This window comes from Actinokineospora spheciospongiae, assembly GCF_003182415.1.
Lineage (GTDB): Bacteria > Actinomycetota > Actinomycetes > Mycobacteriales > Pseudonocardiaceae > Actinokineospora > Actinokineospora spheciospongiae.
The window spans coordinates 674113-694877 of the sequence record NZ_QHCP01000001.1 but is presented as its reverse complement, the minus strand read 5'-3'; the positions used below and the strand labels follow the sequence as shown (position 1 = coordinate 694877).

Annotated in this window: 6 protein-coding genes; 2 read left to right on the top strand and 4 right to left on the bottom strand. The window is 74.0% G+C overall.

Annotated features, from left to right (window positions below; genetic code table 11):
- Window positions 1–8: 8 nt before the first annotated feature.
- Both DFQ13_RS02890 and DFQ13_RS02885 read left to right on the top strand, forming a co-directional pair.
- Window positions 9–5360 (top strand): condensation domain-containing protein, encoded by a 5352-nt coding sequence (locus DFQ13_RS02890; RefSeq protein WP_110078672.1) that lies wholly within the window; start codon window positions 9–11, stop codon window positions 5358–5360.
- The gene (locus DFQ13_RS02885; protein ID WP_110078671.1) at window positions 5357–6352 is read left to right on the top strand and encodes a 3-oxoacyl-[acyl-carrier-protein] synthase III C-terminal domain-containing protein; all 996 of its coding nucleotides are present in this window, start codon (window positions 5357–5359) and stop codon (window positions 6350–6352) included. The genes DFQ13_RS02890 and DFQ13_RS02885 overlap by 4 nt, the downstream gene beginning before the upstream one ends.
- 11 nt (window positions 6353–6363) lie before the next feature.
- On the opposite strand, the gene DFQ13_RS02880 is transcribed toward DFQ13_RS02885, so the two are convergent.
- The 4 genes from DFQ13_RS02880 to DFQ13_RS02865 all read right to left on the bottom strand — a co-directional run bounded on the left by DFQ13_RS02880 (window position 6364) and on the right by DFQ13_RS02865 (window position 20757).
- Complete coding sequence (locus DFQ13_RS02880; protein ID WP_146241063.1) at window positions 6364–6921, bottom strand: hypothetical protein; 558 nt, start codon at window positions 6919–6921, stop codon at window positions 6364–6366.
- Window positions 6885–7079, bottom strand: a complete 195-nt coding sequence (locus DFQ13_RS35885) for a helix-turn-helix domain-containing protein (protein WP_110078669.1) — start codon at window positions 7077–7079, stop codon at window positions 6885–6887. The genes DFQ13_RS02880 and DFQ13_RS35885 overlap by 37 nt, the downstream gene beginning before the upstream one ends.
- Before the next feature lie 101 nt (window positions 7080–7180).
- A complete protein-coding gene (locus DFQ13_RS02870; protein WP_110078668.1) occupies window positions 7181–8422 on the bottom strand; it encodes an MFS transporter in 1242 nt (413 codons plus the stop codon).
- On the bottom strand, window positions 8419–20757 hold the full coding sequence (locus DFQ13_RS02865; protein ID WP_110078667.1) for a non-ribosomal peptide synthetase: 12339 nt from the start codon (window positions 20755–20757) through the stop codon (window positions 8419–8421). The genes DFQ13_RS02870 and DFQ13_RS02865 overlap by 4 nt, the downstream gene beginning before the upstream one ends.
- Window positions 20758–20765: the final 8 nt, after the last annotated feature.

Sequence of the window (20765 nt, the reverse complement as noted above, 5' to 3'; positions counted from 1 at the left end):
AGAGCGGCGTGGCGGATCGGGACGGGCCGGGCGGGGACATCGCCGTCATCGGGGTGGCCGCGCTGCTGCCCGGCGCGGGCGACCTGGACGAGCTGCACCACCTGCTGGCCGCGGGTGAGGACCGGGTGGCGCCGCCGACGCCGACGCGGGTGCGCCACACCGGGGGCGAGCCGGGCACCGAGTACCTGCCCATGGCCTACCTCGACCGGATCGACCTGTTCGACCACCGGTTCTTCGGCATCCCGCTGCGCGAGGCGGAGGCGATGGACCCGCACCACCGGCTGCTCATGCAGTTGGCGCACGCGGCCATCGAGGACGCGTGCCTGCGCCCGAGCGGGCTCCAGGGGTCGCGGACCGCGGTGGTCCTCGGTCACGCCCGCTCCGACTACGACACCCTGTACGGGAAAGACGACCCGCTGCACACGCTGGGGTCGCTGCCCGCGGCGCTGGCGGCGCGGATCGCCTACCACTTCGACCTCACCGGCCCGGCGTTCACCGTCGACACCGCGTGCAGCAGCGCCCTGGCCGCCGTCGCCCAAGCGGTCACGGAACTGCGCCGCGGCGCCGCCGACCTGGCCCTGGCGGGCGGCATCAGCCTGCGCCCGGTGCTCATCCCCACCGAGGGGCACGTCCCGGCGCGCGGGGTGGAGACCACCGACGGGCGGTGCCGCCCCTTCGACGAACGCGCCACCGGCGCCGCGGCGGGCGAGGGCGGCGCGGTCGTGCTGCTGCGCAGGCTGGCCGACGCGGTGGCCGCGGGCGACCCGGTGCACGCGGTGATCAAGGGCATCGCGGTCAACCACAACGGGCACCGGATGGCCAGCATGGGCGCGCCGAGCCGCAAGGCGCAGACCGAGGTGATCACCGCGGCCTGGCGCGACGCCGGGGTGGCGGCGGACTCGGTCGGCTACGTGGAGTGCCACGGCTCGGCGACCCCGCTGGGCGACGTGATCGAGGTCGACGCCCTGCGCCAGGCCTTCGCCGACGCGGGTGTGCCCGCCCCCGGCTGCCCGATCGGGTCGATCAAGGGCAACCTCGGGCACCTCGACGGCGCCGCCGGGATGGCCGGGCTGCTCAAGGCGCTGCTGGCGGTGCGCCGCGGCGAGCTGTACCCGACCGCGCACTTCACCACCCCCAACCCGATGCTCGACCTGTCCGGCCCGGTGCACGTCAACCCCGCCCGCGCGCCGTGGGCGAAGGACGGGCCGCGCCGGGCGGGGGTGAGCGCCTTCGGCATGACCGGCACCAACGTGCACGCCGTGCTGGAGCAGGCACCGCCGCGCCCCGGGGCCGCCGTGCCCGACCTGGGCGACGAACTGGTCACCGTGTCGGCGAAGTCCGCCTCGGCCTTCGGCCGCTACTGCGACCGGCTCGCCGACTTTGCCGCCACCACCGACCACGACCTGCGGACCGTCGCGCACGCGCTGAACCGGGGCCGCGACGACCACCCCTACCGTGGTGCGTTCACCGCCCGCACCACGCGGGAGCTGGCCGAGGCCCTGCGCGTCGCGGTGCCGCCCCGGGAGCCCGCGCCCGATGAGCGGCCGGTGGTGGTGCTGCTGGCCGGTGACGCGGTCGTGGAGGAGGAGACCTGGCGGGAGCTGTGCACGACGTTCCCGGCCCTGGCGGACACCCCGCTGCCGGAGGCCCCCGCCGCCCGGTTGGTGGCGACGGGCGTGGCGCTGCTCGCCTTGGCCCGGTCGCTGGGCGTTCGGCACGACCACCTGGTCGGGTCGGGGGCGGGGAACCTGGTGGTGCGGGTGGCGCGGGAAGAGATGACCCTCGACGCCGCACTGCGGGCGGCGGAGGGCATGGCGCTGAGCAGCGAGCTGGACCACGCGCGGCTGGCGGGGGTCGCCGAACGGTTCACCCGCGACGGCGCGGTGCTCGTCGACCTGGCCACCGACGGCGTGCTCGCCCGGGAACTGCGGCGGCTGCGGCCGGAGCTGCCCCGGGTGGAACTGTTCGCCGCACCCGGGCGCGGCAGCGTGCTGCGCCAGCTCGGCGCCCTGCACCGGCTCGGGGTCCGCCTCGACTGGGACGCCCACTACGCCGGGGCGGACATCCCGCGCATCCCGGCGCCGACCTACCCGTTCGACCCGGTGCGCTGCTGGTGCCGACCGGTCGGGGCACCCGCGCCGCAGCCGGTGAGCAGGCCCGCGTCCGCGTCACCCACCCCGATGCCGGGTGCGCCGGAGGACCGCGTCATGGCGGTGTGGCGGCGGGTGCTGGGTGCCGACGACCTGGCGCCCGACTCGGACTACTTCGCCCTGGGCGGCACCTCCATCGCCGGGATCAGCGTGCTGCGCTCCCTGGAGGACGAGTTCGGCATCCAGCTCACCTTCGCCGACCTCTACGCCCACCGGACCGTGCGCGACCTCGCCGCCAGGGTGGCGCAGCTCCGGGCCGAGGGCGGGTCGGCAGGTGCCCACCAGGACATCCCGGTCCTGCCCAGGGGCGGCCCGCTGCCGGTGTCCTTCGGCCAGGAACAGCTCTGGTACCTCGACCGGCTGAACCCGGGCACCGCCCTCTACAACATCACCCACGACCTGCGCCTGCGCGGACCGCTCGACCAGGCCGCCCTCACGGCGGCCGTGCGTGACCTGGTCACCAGGCACGAGGTGCTGCGCACCCGGATCGCCGCCGACGACGACGGCGTGCCGCACGCCCTGGTGCGCGCGGAGGAACACCGCGTGGCGGTGCACGACCTGTCCGCCCTGCCCGAGGACGAACGGCACCGCGAAGCCCGGCGGCTGATCGACGAGGACGCGCTGCTGCCCTTCGACCTGGCCGAGGGGCCGCTCGTGCGCACCGCGCTGCTGCGGCTGGGCGACGACGACCACGTGCTGCTGTGGACCTACCACCACATCGTCTACGACGGCTGGTCACCCACGGCGTTCTTCCGCGACCTCAGCGAGTTCTACCGGGCGCGGCTGGCCGGGCGGGCACCCGAGCTGCCGGTGCTGGGCGCCCAGTACGCCGACTTCGCCGCCTGGCAGCGCCGCAGGCTCGCCGACGGGGTGCTGGCCGAGGGCCTGCGGTTCTGGCGCGGCGCCCTGGCGGGCCTGCGCGCCGACGAACTGCCGCTGGACCGGCCCCGGCCCGCGACGCGCGACTTCACCGGCGCCATGGTGGAGTTCGAGGTGACCGGGGAGCAGGCGGAGCGGGTCCGCGAGTTCAGCAGGCAGCAGGGGGTCACCAGCTTCGTGACCATGCTCGCGGTGGTCGACACCCTGCTGCACCGCTGGGCCGGGCACACCGACGTGGTGATCGGGGTGGCCACCTCCGGGCGGGTCAACCCCGCCACGCACGACCTCATCGGCTACTTCAACAACGTGCTGCCGTTCCGCACCAGCACCGAGGGCTCCCCGCCGTTCACCGAGCTGGTGCGCCGCTGCGCGCGCACGGTGGCCGACGTGCTCGACCACGAGGAGGTGCCGCTGGAGAAGGTCGTCGCCGACGTGCTCGGCCGCCGCGACCCCGGCAGGCACCCGCTGTTCGACGTGGCCTACACCTACCAGAACGTGCCGCAGGACACCGCTGAACTGGGTGGGCTGGGCTGCTCCCGCTACCTCGACGGCGCCATCGTCGGGATCGCCCCCGGCACGGCCAAGTTCGACCTGACCGTGGGCGTGGTCGACCAGGGCGAGGGCCCGATGAGCGGTTACATCGAGTACGCCACCGCCCTGTTCGACCGCGCCACGGCCGAGCGGCTGGCCAAGTGGCTGCCCGAGATCGTCGCCGAGGTCGCCGCCGACCCCGACCGGCCGCCGCACCCGATCCCCACTCCGGCACCCGCTCCACAGTGGAGGGAACCCCAGCCCATGCCCCACTCCCCCAATGGCACCTCCCGCGCCGGACAGGTCCTCACCGCCGTGGTCGCCGACCTGCTGGCCCTCGACGACGTCAAGCCGAGCGACAACTTCTTCGACCTCGGCGGCGACTCGGTCCTGGGCGTCCGGGTGGCCGCCCGAGCGGCCAAGGCGGGGGTGCACGTCACCCCGCAGCAACTCCTGCAGTGCCGCACCATCGACGAACTGGCCCTCGTCGCCGCCGTGGACGGCCACGAGCGGGAACCCGCCCAGGCCCCCGACCGGCACATCCCGCTGACACCGATCATGCACCACTTCCTGGAGCACGTACCCGACGGCAACGCGGACTTCGTGGAGGTGCAGGTGTTCGAGCTGACCTCCACCGCCGTCACCGCCGAACACGCCCGCGCCGCCGTCGAACACCTGCTGGCCCGGCACGAACCACTGCGCTACCGCTTCCGCGGCAACAGCCTCAGCCTGCACGCCGAGTGCGCCCCACCCGGCGACACCCCGTTCGACGTCTCGGTCCTGCCGCCGATGGACGAGCAGCGCGAACGGGAACGCATCGCCGCCGACTGCCGGGACCTGCGCACCGACCTGGACCTCAAGCGCGGCCCGGTGGTGCGTGCCCGCTACTACCAGCGCGGCCACGGCCGCAGCGCGCTGCTCGTCCTGCTGGTCCACCACTTCGTCTTCGACAACATGTCCACCGTCGTGCTCATGGACGACCTGGACGCCGCCCTCACCGACCTGGTCGCCGGTCGCGCGTTGGCACCCCAACCACACGCCCCGGGCTGGCGGCGGTGGTCGGAACACCTGCGCGACATGTCCACCTCCGACACCCTGGCCGCCGAACTGGACTACTGGACGGCCATCGCCCACGCGGGCGCCGACCTGGGCCTCCCACCGGGAGAAGGCGGGGGCGGCACGGCCCGGTACTTCCTCGACACCGTCCCGACCACGGGCAGCGCGTCCGAACGGGAGGTGGCGCTGTGCGCGGTGGCGCACGGGCTGGCCCAGTGGAGCGGGACGGCGGGCGCCTACCTGACCGTGGAGGGCGAGGCCACCCCCAGCGCCTACCGGCACGCGGGCCGGGGACCGGCGGTGGGCTGGTTCACCACCCTGCACCCGGTCGTCCTGCCCATCGAACCGGGCGCCGCAGTGCGGGACTGCCTGCCCGACGTGGTCGACCGGGTCCGCTCGGTGCCCAACGACGGCGTGGGCCACGGGATGCTGCGGCACCTGTCGCCTCACAACCCGGCGGTCGCCCGGTTCCGCGCCCTGCCCGAGCCGCAGGCCATCCTGCTGCACGCCCCCAGCGACATGGCCGCGTTCGACGCCGGGGTGCGGCTGATCAGGATGCGGTGGGACCTGGCGGTCAACCTCAAGCAGGCGGTCTCCACCTGGTTCCCGCTGATCGTCGCCGTGGCCGAGCGCGAATCCCGGCTGTGCGTGGAACTGACCAGCGTCAACCGTTTCAGCCAGGCCGAACTGGAAGCCGTGGCCGCGCGGATCGGGGCCGCCTTCACCGCCTTGGCGGACGGGTGATCGCCCTGGCTGCAGCGGGCTGGCACCTGCCCGACCCGGTCCCGGTCGCCGACCTGCCCGAACTGGCGCACCTGTCCCCGCCCGAACGCGCCACCTGCGCCGCCCTGGGCATCGACAGCGTCGCGGTCGATGATTCCCTGGGCCCGACCGATCTGGCCGCCCTCGCCGCCCGCCGCGCCCTCATCGCGGCGGACCGCGAACCCGACGACGTGGATGTTCTGCTCGTCATCGAGTCCCGCGCTCCGGACACCCTGGTCAGCTCCGAGGCCACCCGCCTGCAAACCACCCTGGGCACCCGCCGTGCGATGGCCTTCTCGGTGGGCGGCCTTGGCTGCGCGTCACTGACCCCCGCCCTGCTCACCGCCGAGGGCCTGCTGCGCGCCAACCCGGACCTGCGGACGATCCTGGTGGCCCACGGCAGCAAACCGGCCACCCCCGGCCGCTACCGCCACCCAGTCACGCTGAACGGCGACAGCGGCGGAGCGCTGGTGATCGCCAGGGAAGGCCCGGTCCTCGTGCGCGACATGCTGCTGGAAACCAACGGCGACTACGCGGACCTGTTCCGGGTCGACTACCGCGACCGGCCGTTCGAGCGGTGGCGGGAGGAGTGCGCCGACCTGCCGACGTACTCGTTCAAGCTGGCGGTCGAAACCCGCAACCGCCTGCGCTCCCTCACCGACCGGCTCCTGCACCGGAACGGGTTGGACGCTTCGGATGTGGCCTGTCACATCAGCCAGAACCTCTCGGTCACCTCTCTGCGCAACCACGAGGAGATTCTGGGCGCCCCGCTGGCCAAGTCCTGCCAGGACAACCTGACCCGCTACGGCCACCTCGGCCCCAACGACGTTTTCCTCAACCTCTACAGCGCCCTGGACCAAGGCGAACTCCACCCGGGCGACCGCGCGGTGCTGCTCAACGTGAGCCCGGTCGCCGCCTGGAGCGCCCTGCTGGTGGAAATCGGCCCCCAGGACAACGCACACCACCTGCTGTAACGGACCGCTCCTCAGTCTTGGAGCAAAAGATCGCGGTCCCGCCACGCCATCCGCAGCAGCGACGCTGATCCGGAACTCATGCGCGTCTGAAGGCGGTCGACGGCGTCGACGCCGAGCAACCGGTAGCTCACCCGGTTCTCCAGCAACCGGGGTCGGACGAGGTCCCGGACCGCTCTGCTGAACGACAGGTATCGGTCGCTCCGGTCGGTCAACGGCAGCACGTGATCAAGCGGCACGTCCAGGGCGGGAGGTGCGGGATGGGTATCGTCGAACTCCAACCGGACATCCTCCAGCGGGACTGGGGTGTCCAGCAACCACCCCGCCCCCGCCAGCATGTGGCCTCCCGGGGTGCGCACCGACTCCGGGTACAGCCACACCGCCAGTTCGGACGATTCACGGTCCCGTCCTCGCGCCGCCGCTCGGACCACCAGCCACTCCTCCTGGCTGCGACGCACCCGTTCGTCAGCACTACGCCCCCACCCCTGGTCCGGGGCGCCATCACGCGGTGGGAGCGGGAGGCCGGTCTCGTTGATCAGGCCGTCGACCCCCGCGATATCGATACCGAGCACACCGGCCGCATGTGCGGTTGCGGCTCGTGTTCCCCGGATTCCCAGGTCGCCACCGTGGTCCGGTCGACCCGCAGGGCCTCGGCGAGGCCCTCCTGCGGGTACCCGGCGGCCTTTCGCGCAGCCGCCGCCAACCCCGACCGCCGCCGAGAACGGCTCATCCCCCGACTTCCTTCCTCTGGAACCCCATCCGAAGGTAACAGCCGGTGTCGAGCGCCCACTCCGCCCGCGCCCGCACCCCACGAACTCCCCACGTCCACGGTCAGTGGTGGGCGGGTTCCTTCTGGGCTTCGAGGAGGTCGTTCTTGTCGGGGAAGGCGCGCAGCGCGGGGCTGATCAGGGCCAGGATGGTCAGCACCGCGATCCCGGCCGTGCACAGCAGGATCACCTGGGTGCCGCCCGCCAGCCCGGCCAGCAGCCCGCCCACCGCAGGACCCGCCGCCGCGGAGGCGCCGCCGAGGACTGCCATGACGCTGCTGAAGCGGCCGCGCATCTCGTCGGGGGTGAGCAGGAGTTGGTAGGTGCTGATGGTGACGTTGGCCGTGGGGGCGAGGAAGGCGATGCCCGCGAGCAGCAGGCCCATCAGGTAGCCGTTGTGGATGAACACGGCCACCGGGGTGAGGAGGGTGAGGGCCACGAAGATGCCGACGATGGACAGGTACGGGGTGAGCAGGCGGTTCAGGGTGGGGGCGGCGAGGGCGCCGAGGAGGCCGCCGATGCCGAACATGGCCGCCATGACGCCGATCTCGGCGGGTGAGAGGCCGCGTTGGTGGGCCAGGACGATGATGACGATGTAGAACGCGGTGAAGAAGAAGTTCACCCCGATCAGGCAGGCGGCCGTGGCGCGGATGAAGCGCTGGCCCCACACCCAGCGCAGGCCGTGCCCGATCTCGGGCAGCAGTCTGCTCAGGGAGGCCCGTGCCCGTTCCTGCGCGGGGACGCGCAGGAACAGCAGGGCGATGAACGAGAACACGTGCAGGACCATGTCCACCGCGAACGGGACGACCCTGGCCAGTGTGAACAGGGCTCCGCCGAGGGCGGTGCCGGACAGTTGGCCCAGGTAGCCGCGGGCGGCGTTGCCCGCGATCGCGCTGTGCACCTGTTCGGCGGGCACGACCCGGGGCAGGGTGGCGTGTTCGGCGGGTTCGAAGAAGGCCCGGCACAGGCCCATCAGCGCCGCCGCGGCGATGATGTGCGCCAGGCCGAGCACGTCGAACCACAGCGCGGCGGCGATGCTGGCCGCGGCGAGGATCTGGCCCGCTTCGCACAGGAGCATGACTCGTTTGCGGTCCCAGCGGTCGACCAGGGCGCCTGCGGGGAGACCTGCGACGAGTTGGGCTGCCGCGCTGGCGCCGACCGCCAGGCCCGAGGCCGCCGGGGAGCCGGTGACCACGAGCACCAGCAGCGGCAGGGCGATGGTGACGGCGTTGAAGCCGACCTCGGAGGCGGCCTGCGCGCCCCAGAGGATGGTGTAGTTGCGGTTCTTGCGCAGCGGGGTGCTCACGGTGCCGCCTGCCTGCCACCGGCGGTCGCGGCGATGCGGCGCAGGGCGTCTGCGAAGTCGGTCATCAGGGTGGTGATGGTGACCTCGCGGTAGTGCTCTCCTCGGTAGTGGCAGGAGAAGCCCAGCCTGCCGTCGCGGATGCCGCCGACGACCTCCAGTTCGTGGGCGCCGTGGTCGTTCGGGTCGTGGTCGTGGTTGAAGGTGGGCAGCAGGGTGCGGCACAGGCCGCCGCCGGTCGCCGTGGGGCCGTCCCACTGGCCGAGGTAGTTGAAGACCATCGCCGTGTTCGGGCCGACCTGCGGGGTGTCGCTGAGGTGGCGGAGGGCGCCGTGGCCGATGCCGTTGCCGGGGACCGCGCGCAGGGCGCGGCGGACCGACTTGACCAGGGCCACCGACTCCGGTGCCAGGTCCGGCGGGACCTCCAGCGCCACCGGGTACAGGGTGGTGAACCAGCCGACCGTGCGGGACAGGTCGACGTCGTCGAACAGCTCCTCGCGGCCGTGGCCCTCCAGGTCGAGCAGGACCCGCTGCCGACCGGTCCACCGGGACACCGCCCAGGACAGCGCGGTGAGCAGCACCTCGTTGATCCGGGTCCGGTAGACCGCGGGGACCCGGTGCAGCAGGTCGTCGGTGTCCTCGGGGTCCAGGGTGAACTCGACGACGGCCGCGCCCGGGGTGGCGTCGGCCGGGGCGTCCGGTGCGGGCAGGGCGGCGTCGGCGCCGTCGATGCCCTGCCAGTGCGGCAGTTCGTCGTCGAAGCCGCCGCCGCGGGTGTGCTCGGTGAGGCGTTCGGCCCACGCCTGGAACGAGGTGGTCTTGCGGCCGAGGTCGACCGGCTCGCCCGCGGCGGCCTGCCGGTGGGCGGTGTCCAGGTCGGCGAGCAGGGTCTGCCACGACACCGCGTCCACCACCAGGTGGTGCACCGCCACGAAGAGCTGCGGGGCGCGGTCCGGTCCGAGGTCGAACAGGGCCGCGCGCAGCAGCGGTCCGGTGGCCAGGTCGACCCCGGACTGCATCCGCTGGGCGACCTCCGCCATCGCCGCGCGCAGCCCGTCACCGTCCAGTTCGGACAGGTCGTGGGTGGCGAGGAGGTCGGCGGGCTCGGTGGCGGCGTTGTGCTGGAGCCAGGTGCCGTCCACCCGCTCGAAGCGCATCCGCAGCGCGTCGTGCTGGGTGGTCAGCGCGGTCAGCGCCGACCGCAGGGCGGCCCAGTCCACGTCCGGGGCCAGTTCCACCAGCACGGACTGGTCGAAGTGCTGCGGGACCGAGCGGTGGTCGAGGAACCAGCGCTGGATCGGGGTCAGCGCGACCGCGCCCTCGACCAGCGCTCGGTCGTCGGACTGCTCCTCCATCGCCCCGGTGACCTCGGCGAGCGCGGCCACGGTGGGGTTGAGGAAGATGTCCTTGGACGTGACCGCGAGACCGGCGGACCGGGCCCGGGCGGCGACCTGGATGCTCAGGATCGAGTCGCCGCCCAGCTCGAAGAAGTTGTCCGTGACCCCGATGCGGTCGTTGTCCAGGACGGTCGCCCACACCTCGACGAGCGCGGCCTCGACCGGGGTGCGCGGCGGCACGTGCTCCGGCGCGGCCTGCTCGGTCGCCTCCAGGTCGGGCAGCTTGCGCCGGTCGACCTTGCCGTTGGCGCTGAGCGGGAGCCGGTCGAGCACGGCGAACGCCGACGGAACCATGTAGTCCGGCAGGGTGCCGCGCAGGTACGCGGGCAGGGTGTCGACCTGCACCGCGCGGTCCGGGGCGGCCAGCAGGTGCGCGGCCAGGCGGGTGCGGCCGTCGCGGCGGCGGGCGGTGACCACGGCCTCGGCGATGTCGGGGTGCTCGACCAGGGCCGACTCGATCTCGCCCAGCTCCACCCGGAAGCCGCGGATCTTGACCTGCTCGTCGGAGCGGCCGACGAACTCCAGCAGCCCGTCCGCGCGCCAGCGCACCAGGTCGCCGGTGCGGTACATGCGGGCACCCGGGACGAACGGGCAGGCGACGAACCGCTCCGCGGTGACCCCGGGCTGCCCCACGTAGCCGCGGGCCAGGCCGGTGCCGACCACGTACAGCTCCCCCGCGACGCCGACCGGCGCCGGGCGCAGGCGGGCGTCGAGGACGAACACCCTGGTCGCGTCCAGCGGGCGCCCGATCGGGGCGACGTCGTTCACCTCGTCGGCCGCGCGCATCGGGTGCGAGCTGGCCATGACGGTGACCTCGGTGGGCCCGTAGGCGTTGACCACGGTGATGCCCGGGCAGGCCGCCAGCACCCGGCGCACGGCGCCGCCGGGGACGACGTCACCGCCCGCCAGCACCTCGGACACGCCGGTCAGAATCTCCGGTGCCTCGGTGGCCACCACGCGGAACAGCCCGGAGGTCAGCAGGAGCCCGCTGACCCGCTGCTCGGCGATGACCGCCCGCAGGGTGTCCACGTCAAGCTCCCCCGGCGGGGCGACCACTACGGACCCGCCGCGCAGCAGCGGCACCCACAGCTCGTAGGTGGAGGCGTCGAACGCCAGGGTGGCGTGCATGAGCACCCGGCGCGCGCCGTCGGCGCTGAAGCAGCCATCGGCGGCGAAGCCGACGATGCCGCGGTGGCTGATCGCCACGCCCTTGGGCCTGCCGGTGGAACCGGAGGTGTGCATGACGTAGGCGACGTCGTCCGGGTGCGGGGTGATGTCCGGCGCGGTGTCCGGCCACTGGTCGTCCCGCGCGGCGCTGTCGACAACGGTGCTGTCGACCACGATGTGGTTGCCGACGTGGGCCGCCGACGCGGTCGGTGCCCATTCCTGGTCGGTGACCAGCACGCGGACGTCCACCCCCGCCAGCAGCTCGCGCAGCCGCTCCACGGGTGCCCGCAGGTCGAGCGGCACGTACGCCGCCCCCGCCTTGAGCACGCCGAGGACCGCGACCACGACCTCCGGGGAGCGGCCGAGCAGGATGCCCACCCGGTCCTCGCGGCGCACGCCCTCGGCCAGCAGCCGGTGCGCGAGCCGGTTGGCCCTGGCGTCGAGTTCCCGGTAGGTCAGCGACACGGCACCGGAGGCCACGGCGACCGCGTTCGGCGTGCTCTCGCACATCCGGGCGAACGCCCCCACCACAGTGTCCTCACTGGACATGACCGGAACACCCCGCCCGCTCCACTGGTCGGTCAGCAGGGCGAGTTCGTCGTCGGGGACCATCGGCAGGTCGGCGACCGGGCGGCCCGGGTCGGCGGCGACGCCGTCGAGCAGGGTGCGCAGGTGCCCGGCCAGGCGCCGCACGGTGGTCTCGTCGAACAGGTCGGTGTTGTAGTTCAGCGCCACGTGCAGCCGGTCGCCGACCTCCTCGAACTGGAACAGCACGTCGAAGCTGGCCGTGCGCACCGGCAGCGGCACCTGCTCGACGGTGAGGTCGGGCAGTGCGATCCGCGACCGGGGCGTGTTCTGGAGCACCACGGCGGCCTGGAACAGCGGCGTGCGGCTGGGGTCGCGCTCGGGCGCCAGCCGGTCCACCAACTGCTCGAAGGGCACGTCCTGGTGGGCGAACGCGGCGAGCACGGTCTTGTTCGTGGTGGCCACGAACTCGCTGAACGGCGCCTGGTCGGGCACGTGGCCGCGCAGCACGAGGGTGTTGACGAAGCAGCCGACCAGGTCGGTCAGGTCGGCCCGGTCGCGGCCGGACACGACCGTGCCCACCGTGACGTCGTCCTGGCCCGCCCAGCGCCCCAGCAGGACCTGGCAGGCGGCCACGAGGGTGGTGAACAGGGTGCCGCCCCCGGTCCGGCCGAGCCCGCGCAGCCTGCCGGTCAGCTCGGCGGGCAGCTCGAAGTCGACCAGCGCGCCGGGGGTGGTGTGCACCGCGGGCCGGGGCCGGTCGGTGGGCAGGTCCAGCGGGAGCGAGTCGGCCAGTTGCCCGCGCCAGTAGTCCAGGTCGGTGTGCAGCGCCTCCCCGGCCAGGCGTTCGCGTTGCCACGCGGCGAAGTCCGGGTAGTGCACCGGCAGCGGCGGCAGGTCGGCGGGCCGGTCGGCCAGCGCCGCGCGGTAGCCCTCGGCCAGTTCGTCGACGATCAGCCCGGCGGACCAGCCGTCGGTGACGATGTGGTGCAGCACGATGCTCAGCACGTGCTCCCGGTCCGACACCCGCAGCAGCCGCGCCCGCAGCAGCGGGCCTTCGGCCAGGTCGAACCGGGTGCGCGCGTCCTCGGCGAGCAGCCGGTCCACTTCGGACTCCGGGTCGGTGTGCGCGGAGGCGTCGACCACCGGCAGGTCCACCGGGGCGGGCGGGTGCACCACCTGGGTGGGTACGCCGTCCACGGCCGGGAAGGTGGTGCGCAGGGCGGATTGCCGGGCGACCAGTGCGGTCAGCGCGGTCCGCAGCGCGTCCTCGACCAGTTCGCCGCGCAGCCGCAGCGTCACCGGGGCGACGTGCTCGACGCTGTCGGGGGTGAACTGCTGCAAGAACCACAGCCGCTGCTGGGCGAAGGACAGCGGCGCGCGCTCGCCCGACGTCGTCGGGATGGGCGCGTGGGCGGCCGCGACGACGCCGCGCTGGGCCTGCACGGCCTGGGCGAGGTCGGCGACGGCGGGGGTGGTGAACAGGGCGTGCGGGGACAGGGCGACGTCGAGTTCGGCGCGCAGCCGGGAGATGACCCGGATGCTGAGGATGGAGTCGCCGCCCAGGTCGAAGAACCCGTCGCGGGCGCCGACCCGGTCGACGCCCAGGACCTCGCCGAAGATCCGCGCGATCACCCGCTCGGTCTCGGTGCGCGGCTCCTGGTGCCCCGCCCGCTCGGCCACCACGGGGTCGGGGGCGGGCAGGGCCCGGCGGTTGAGCTTGCCGTTGCGGTTGCGCGGGAGCGCGGGCACCGGCATGAACACCGACGGCACCATGTACTCCGGCAGGGTGGCCCGCAACATGCCGGTCAGCTCAGCGGCACCGGGTGCGGCGTCCGGGGTGGCGGGGACGAGGTAGGCGACGAGCCGACGGTGACCGTCGCCCGCGTCGTGGGCCACCACGGCGACCTCGGTGATGCCGGGGTGGGCCAGCAGCGCGGTCTCGACCTCGCCCGGCTCGATCCGGTGCCCGCGGACCTTGACCTGCTCGTCGGCCCGACCCCGGTACTCCAGGACCAGGTCGGGGTTCCACCTGGCGAGGTCGCCGGTGCGGTAGAGCCTGCTCCCGGGCGGGCCGAACGGGTCGGCGACGAACCGGCCCGCGGTCAGGCCCGGCCTGCCCAGGTAGCCGCGGGCGAGCTGGTCGCCCGCCAGGTACAGCTCGCCGATGACGCCGACCGGCACCGGCCGCAGCCGGGCGTCGAGCACGTGCGCCCGGACGTTGCGCAGCGGCACGCCCAGCACGGGCTTGTCCCCCGCGACGGGCGCGGAGAGCGCGTCCACGGTGCACTCGGTGGGGCCGTAGAGGTTGTAGGAGGCGGTGTCGGGCAGTGCGGCCAGTTCGCGCCACAGCACCTCGCCGCACGCCTCGCCACCGATGAGCAGGACCGACGGGCGGTGCCCTGGGCCGTCGAGCAGCCCGGCGGGCATGAGCTGGCGCAGGTAGGACGGCGTCAGGTTGAGCAGGTCCAGCCGGGCGTCGGTGACGTAGCCGACCAGCGCTTCGGCGTCGAGCCGGATCGACTCGTCGACCACGTGCAGCTCGTGGCCGCCCGCGAGCAGGACGACCTCCTCCAGCGACGCGTCGAAGGAGAACGGGGAGGTCATGGCCATCCGCAGCCGCCCGTGCCCGGCCATGGCCGCCACGCGGTCGTGGCAGAGGTTGCCCAGGCCGCGGTGGTCGACGACGACGCCCTTGGGGCGGCCGGTCGACCCGGAGGTGTAGATGACGTAGGCGGCGTTCTCGGGGCGCGGGGCGGTTGGGGCGGTTTCCGGCAGCGCGGCGGTGGCCGGGTCGTCGACGAACACCTCCGGCACGCCGGGGAGCAGACCGGCGTCGGTCGCGGTGGTGATCACCAGCGCCGGGGTGGCGTCCTCGGTGATCAGCGCGAGCCGTTCCGCGGGCAGCTTCGGGTCGACGGGCAGGTACACCCCGCCCGCCTTGAGCACCGCCAGCAGGGCGAGCACCGCGTCCGCGCCGCGCGGCAGCGCCACGGCGACGACCTGCTCTTGGCTCAGGCCCAGCGAGACGAGGTGGTGGGCGAGCCGGTTGGCCCGGGAGTCCAGTTCGGCGAAGCTGAGCCGGGTGTCCCCGTGCACCAGCGCGGTCGCCTCGGGGTCGGTGGCGGCCCTGGCGGCGAAGGCGTCGGTGAACAGCGCGGTGGGCACCTCGGCGGCGGTGTCGTTGCACTCGACGAGCAGGGTCTGCCGGTCCGCCGCCGAGAGCCACGGCAGGTCGCCCAGGGGGCGCTCCGGGTCCATGGCGATGCCGTTGAGCAGCGACCACAACTGCTCGACCAACCGCTGCACGGTGTCGTGGTCGAACAGCGTCGGATCGTAGGACAGCGCCAGGTTGAGCCGGTCGTGCAGGTGCGCGCTCAGGCTCAGCGGGAAGGTGGTGGTGTCCACCGCGTGCACGTCGACCACCCGCAGCGCGCCGACCTCGGCGGCGTCGCTGAGCGGGTAGTTCTCGAACACGACCATGCTGTTGAACAGGTTCTCCCCGGCGGGCAGGTCGGTGAACGACCGCAGCCGGGCCAGCGAGGTGGCCTCGTGGGCGCGCGACTCGGTCTGCTCGGCCTGCAACCGGCGCAGCCAGGACACCGCGGGCTCGGACTCGTCGACCGCGGCCCTGGTCGGCACCGAGTTGACGAACATGCCGACCATCGACTCCACACCCGCCAGCTCGGCGGGCCTGCCGGAGACGGTGGTGCCGAACACCACGTCGCGTTCACCGCTGTGCCGGGCGAGCAGCAGCGCCCACGCGCCCTGGACCAGGGTGTTGACGGTCAGGCCGTTGCGCCGCGCGGTCGCGTCCAGCCGGGCCGACCACTCCACGTCGACCACGGTCCGCACGACGGCGGAGGACTCGCCGCGGTGCGCGGGCCCCGGGGTGCGGTCGTAGGGCAGCGGGGTCGGCCTGCCGAAGCCCGCCAGCACCGCGCCCCAGTGCTTCTCCGCCTGCTCGGGCGGGAGGGTGCCCAGCCAGCGGACGTACTCGCGGAACGGCCTGCGGGTGGGCAGGTCCGGCGCGCGGCCCGCCAGCAGGGCGGTGTAGCACTCGGCGACCTCGGCGAAGACCTGCGCGACGCTCCAGCCGTCGAGCAGGACGTGGTGGAACGACCACACCAGCACGGCCTCGTCGTCGGTGAGCCGCACGACCGACACCCGGGTCAGCGGCGCGGTGGCCAGGTCGAAGCCCGCCGCGCGGTCGGCGATCAGCAGGTCCGCGAGGTCGCGCTCGGCGTCGGGGCGCCCGCGCCAGTCGTGGTGGGTGACCGGGAGGGTGACGCGCCTGCGCACGACCTGGACCGGTTCGTCCACCCCGTCCCAGGCCAGGTGGGTGCGCAGGGCGGGGGTGCGGTCGACGACCCGCTGCCACGCCTCGGCGAGCAGCGCCGGGTCGCTCATCCCGGCCAGCCGCAGCCGCGCCTGGTCGGAGTAGGCACCCACCTCCGTGTCGACCAGGCTGTGGAACAGCATCCCGGCCTGCATCGGGGTGGCCGGGTAGATGTCCTCGACGTCGCGGCCGTCGGCGGCGATCAGGTCGACCTGGGCCTGCGTGAGCTTGGCGAGCGGGAAGTCCGACGGCGTGGCGCCACCGGAGGCGGGCTCGGCGCAGTGCGCCACCAGTTCGCGCAGCGCCGCCACCAGCGCGTCGGCGAGGTCGCGCACGGTGTGCTCGTCGTGCACCTCGGCGGAGTAGAGCCAGCTCAGCTCCAGTTCGCCGTCCTCGACCATGCCGGTGACGTCGAGCAGGTGCGAGCGGGTGTCGGCGGGCGCGTGGTCGCTGCCGACCGGGGCGCAGCGGGTGCCGAGGAGCCCGGAGCCGGGCGAGCCCGCGTCCCACTGGCCGTGGTAGTTGAACCACACCTGCGGCACCGGGTCGGCGGCCAGCGCCGCTCCCCCGGAGCTGAGGTAGCGCAGCGCCTCGTAGCCCAGGCCCTTGCCGGGCACGGCCCGGATCTGCTCCTTGACCGACTTGATCGTCTCCGCCCACCGCCCGCGCCCGGCGGGCAGTCGCAGGACGAGCGGGTACTTCGCGGTGAACCAGCCGACCGTGCCGGACAGGTCCACATCGGACTGCGGGGCGTCGGCGCCGCCGGGGGCGACCAGGTCCTCGCGGCCGTGGCCCTCCATGCCGATCAGCACCGAGTCGCGCCCGGTCCAGTCGGCCAGCACCCGGCCCAGCGCGCTGAGCAGCAGGTCGTCGATGCGGGTCCGGTAGACCGGCGGGGCCTGGCGCAGCAGGGCGTCGGTGGTCGCCCGGTCCAGCCGCGCGGTCACCACGCGGGTGGAGCCCACGGTGTTGTCGCCGTCGTGGTCGACCGGGAGGTCGGTGGGCACGCCGTCCAGGGCGGTCGCCCAGTAGGCGGCCTCCTCGGCGAAACCGCCGGAGGCGACGTGCTCGCTCAGCCGCCGCGCCCAGTCCCGGTACCCGGTGGTCGTGGGCGGGAGCTGCACGGGGGTTCCGGCGGCGACCTGCCCGTGGGCGGTTTCCAGGTCGGCGAGCAGGATGCGCCAGGACACGCCGTCCACCACGAGGTGGTGCGCGGCGATGAGCAGTCGCGCGGGGCCGGTGTCGTCGGTGAACAGGACCGCGCGCAGCAGCGGCCCGGTCTTCGGGTCCATCCCGGACTGGGCGGCCACGGCGTGCCGCTCGACCTCCGCCGCCCGGTCCGACTCCGGCACGGCCGACAGGTCCACCGTGGTCAGGGCGGTGCCCCGGGGGACGTCCACGACGTCCTGCGACCACTGGCCGCCCACCTCGGTGAAGCGCAGCCGGAGGGTGTCGTGGTGGTCCAGGAGGGCGTCGAGCGCCCCGGACAGCGCGGCCGGGTCGACCGGGCCGCGCAGGTTGAGCATGACCGACATCGCGTAGTGGTCGCGGCTGCCGATCTCGTCGAAGAACCAGCGCTGGATCGGGGTCAGCGGGGCCGGGCCGGTCACCCGCTCCACGACGGCGGGCGCGGTGGCGGTGTCGACCACGGCGGCCAGCTCGGCGATGCTCTGGTGCAGGAACATCTGCCGGGTGGTGAACCGCAGGCCCTCGCGCCGGGCCCGGGACACCACCTGGATGCTCAGGATGGAGTCGCCGCCCAGCTCGAAGAAGTTGTCGGTGACGCCGACCGCGTCCACGCCGAGCACGTCCCGCCACACCTCGACGAGGGCGGTCTCGACCGGTCCGCGCGGCGGCACCCGGTCCTCGGTCGCGGTGGTGGTGACCTCCGCAGCGGGCAGTGCCGCGCGGTCGAGCTTGCCGTTGGGGGTCAGCGGGAGCCGGTCCAGGGCCACGAACACCGCGGGCACCATGTGCTCGGGCAGGCCGCGGCGCAGCCAGGTGCGCAGCTCGGCCGGTTCCGGGGCTTGGGCGCCGACGACGTAGCCGACGAGCCGCTGGTGCCCGCCCGCGCCCTCGGACACGACGACCGCGGCCCCGGAGACCTCGGGGTGGGCGACGAGCGCGGCCTCGATCTCGCCCAGTTCGATCCGGAAGCCGCGCACCTTGACCTGGTCGTCGGCGCGACCCCGGTACTCCAGCCCGCCGTGCAGGTCCCGGCGGGCGAGGTCACCGCTGCGGTACATCCGCGCCCCGGGCGGGCCGAACGGGTCGGCCACGAACCGCTGGGCGGTCAGCCCGGGGCGGCCGAGGTACCCGCGGGCGACACCCGGACCGGCCACGTACAACTCCCCCACCATGCCCGGCGGCACCGGGTTGAGGTGTGGGTCGAGCAGGTGCAGCCGCAGGTCGGGGATGGGCTCGCCGATCGGGCTGACGCCGGGGGCGGCCAGGTCGGACCCGGCCAGCTCGTGGAACGTGGTGTGGACCGTGGTCTCGGTGATGCCGTACATGTTGACCAGCCGGGTCCGCTCCAGCGGGTGGCGGGTGCTCCAGTCCAGCAGCCTGCCCGGGTCCAGCGCCTCGCCGCCGAACACGACGACCCGCAGCGCCAGCTCCGCGCCGACGTCGGGCTGGTCGCGGTCGGCGGCGGTGAGCTGGTAGAACGCCGACGGGGTCTGGTTGAGGACGGTGACCTTCTCGGCGGCCAGCAGCCGCAGGAAGTCGGCCGGGGACCGGGTGACCGCGTGCGGCACCACGACCAGGGTGCCGCCGTTGAGCAGCGGCCCCCACAGCTCCCACACCGAGAAGTCGAAGGCGTAGGAGTGGAACAGCGTCCACACGTCGGTCTCGTCGAAGCCGAACCAGTGGTCGGTCGCCGACAGCAGCCGCACGACGTTGCGGTGCGGGACCACCACGCCCTTGGGCTTGCCGGTGGAACCGGAGGTGTAGATGGCGTAGGCCGCCGCGTCCGGCCCGGCCGGGTTCGGCGCGGGGTCGGTGGCCGGGCAGCGCTCCAGGGCGGCGGTGGTCTCCGGGTCGTCGAGGCGCACCACGGGGACCGCCGAGTCCACACCGGACAGCGGTACCCCGGTCGACAGCATGAGGGCGGGTTCGGCGTCGCCGAGCAGGTAGGCGATCCGCTCGGCCGGGTACTCCGGGTCGATGGGCAGGTACGCGCCACCGGCCTTGAGCACCGCCAGCACGGCCACGACCAGTTCGACCGAGCGCGGCAGCGCCAGCGCCACCAGCCGCTCCGCGCCCACACCGCGCTCGATGAGCAGGTGCGCCAACCGGTTCGCGCGCTCGTTGAGCTGGGCGTAGGTGGTGGTTTCCCCGTCCAGCACGACGGCGGTCGCGTCGGGCCTGCGCGCCGCCTGGGCCGCGAACAGCTCCGGCAGAGTGCTCTCGGAAGTCGCGGGTGCCGGGGGCGTGGTCAGCAGGGCGGCCTGCTCGGCGCCGGTGAGCAGGGCGATGTCGCGCAGCGGGCGGTCCGGGTCGGTGACGACGGCGGTCAGCAGCAGTTCCAGCCGGGCGGCCATGTCGTCGACGGTCTCGGCGTCGAACAGGTCGGTGCTGTGGTTGAAGCGCATGCACAGCCCGTCGCCCTGCTCCTCGAATTCGAGGCTCAGGTCGAAGTTCGCGTTCGTCTGCGCCAGGTCGACCGGTTCGGCCACCAGCCCGGGCAGCGCGGGGGCGCCCGCGCCCGCGTTCTGCAACACGACCATCACGTCGAACAGCGGGGTCCGGCTGACGTCGCGGGGCACCTTCAGGTGCTCCATGAGGCGTTCGAACGGCACCTCGTCGTGGGAGAAGGCGTCGAGCACCGTGGCGTGCACCGCGCCGAGCAGGTCGCGGAAGGACCGCTGCGAGTCCACTGTGGAGCGCAGGACCACCGTGTTGACGAACAGCCCGGCGAGCTTGGCCAGTTCCGGCTGGTTGCGCCCGGCGGTGACCGTGCCCACGGCGATGTCGTCCTGGCGGGTGTAGCGGGCCAGCAGCGCCTGGGTGGCCGCGACCAGCGCGGTGAACAGCGTGACGCGCTGCCCCACGCACAGCGCGCGCAGGCCCGCGGCCAGCTCGATGGGCAGCACGCGCTCGCGGGTGGCCCCCGCGCTGGTGCGCACGGGGGGTCGGGGCCGGTCGGTGGGCAGGTCCAGCGGGCGCAGGCCCGCCAGCGCGCGGCCCCAGAAGTCCAGGTGCCCGGCCACGGCGGTGTCGGTGAGCCGTTCCTGCTGCCACGCGGCGAAGTCGGCGTACTGCAACCGCGGGGCGGGCAGCGCCGCGCGGGCGGTGTCCGGCGCGGTGCGGGCCGCGGCGTAGAACGCGGCCAGGTCCTCGGTGAGCACGCCCATCGTCCACCCGTCGACCACGGTGTGGTGCGCGCAGAGCAGCAGCACGTGCTCGTCGGCGGCGGCCTCGTCGGTGGAGACGCGGACCAGCACCACCCGGAACAGCGGGCCGGTGCGCAGGTCGAACGGCCGGTCCAGCTCGGCGCGCAGCGCGTCGTCGAGCCCGGCCGGGTCGCCGCCGACGTCCAGCAGCGACACCGGCGGCTCGGCGGGCGGGTGCACGACCTGCACGCCCCGCCCGTCCACGGCGGAGAAGGTGGTGCGCAGGACCTCGTGCCGCTCGACCAGGCAGGTCAGCGCCAGCCGCAGCGCGGGCACGTCCAGCTCGCCGCGCAGCCGCAGGGCGAGCGCGCTGGTGTACTCGGTCGACCCGGGGGTGAACTGGTCGAGGAACCACAGCCGCTGCTGCGCCGAGGACAGCGGCAGCGGGCGGTCCCGCGGCGCCGGGGCGATCTGTCCGGTGGCGCGGCGGGCCTGCCCGCTGAGCTTGCGGCGCAGGCGTTCCTGCAGGGCGGCGGGCAGGGCCGCGATGCGGTCCACCGGGTCGGGCGTGGTCACGGCGTCGT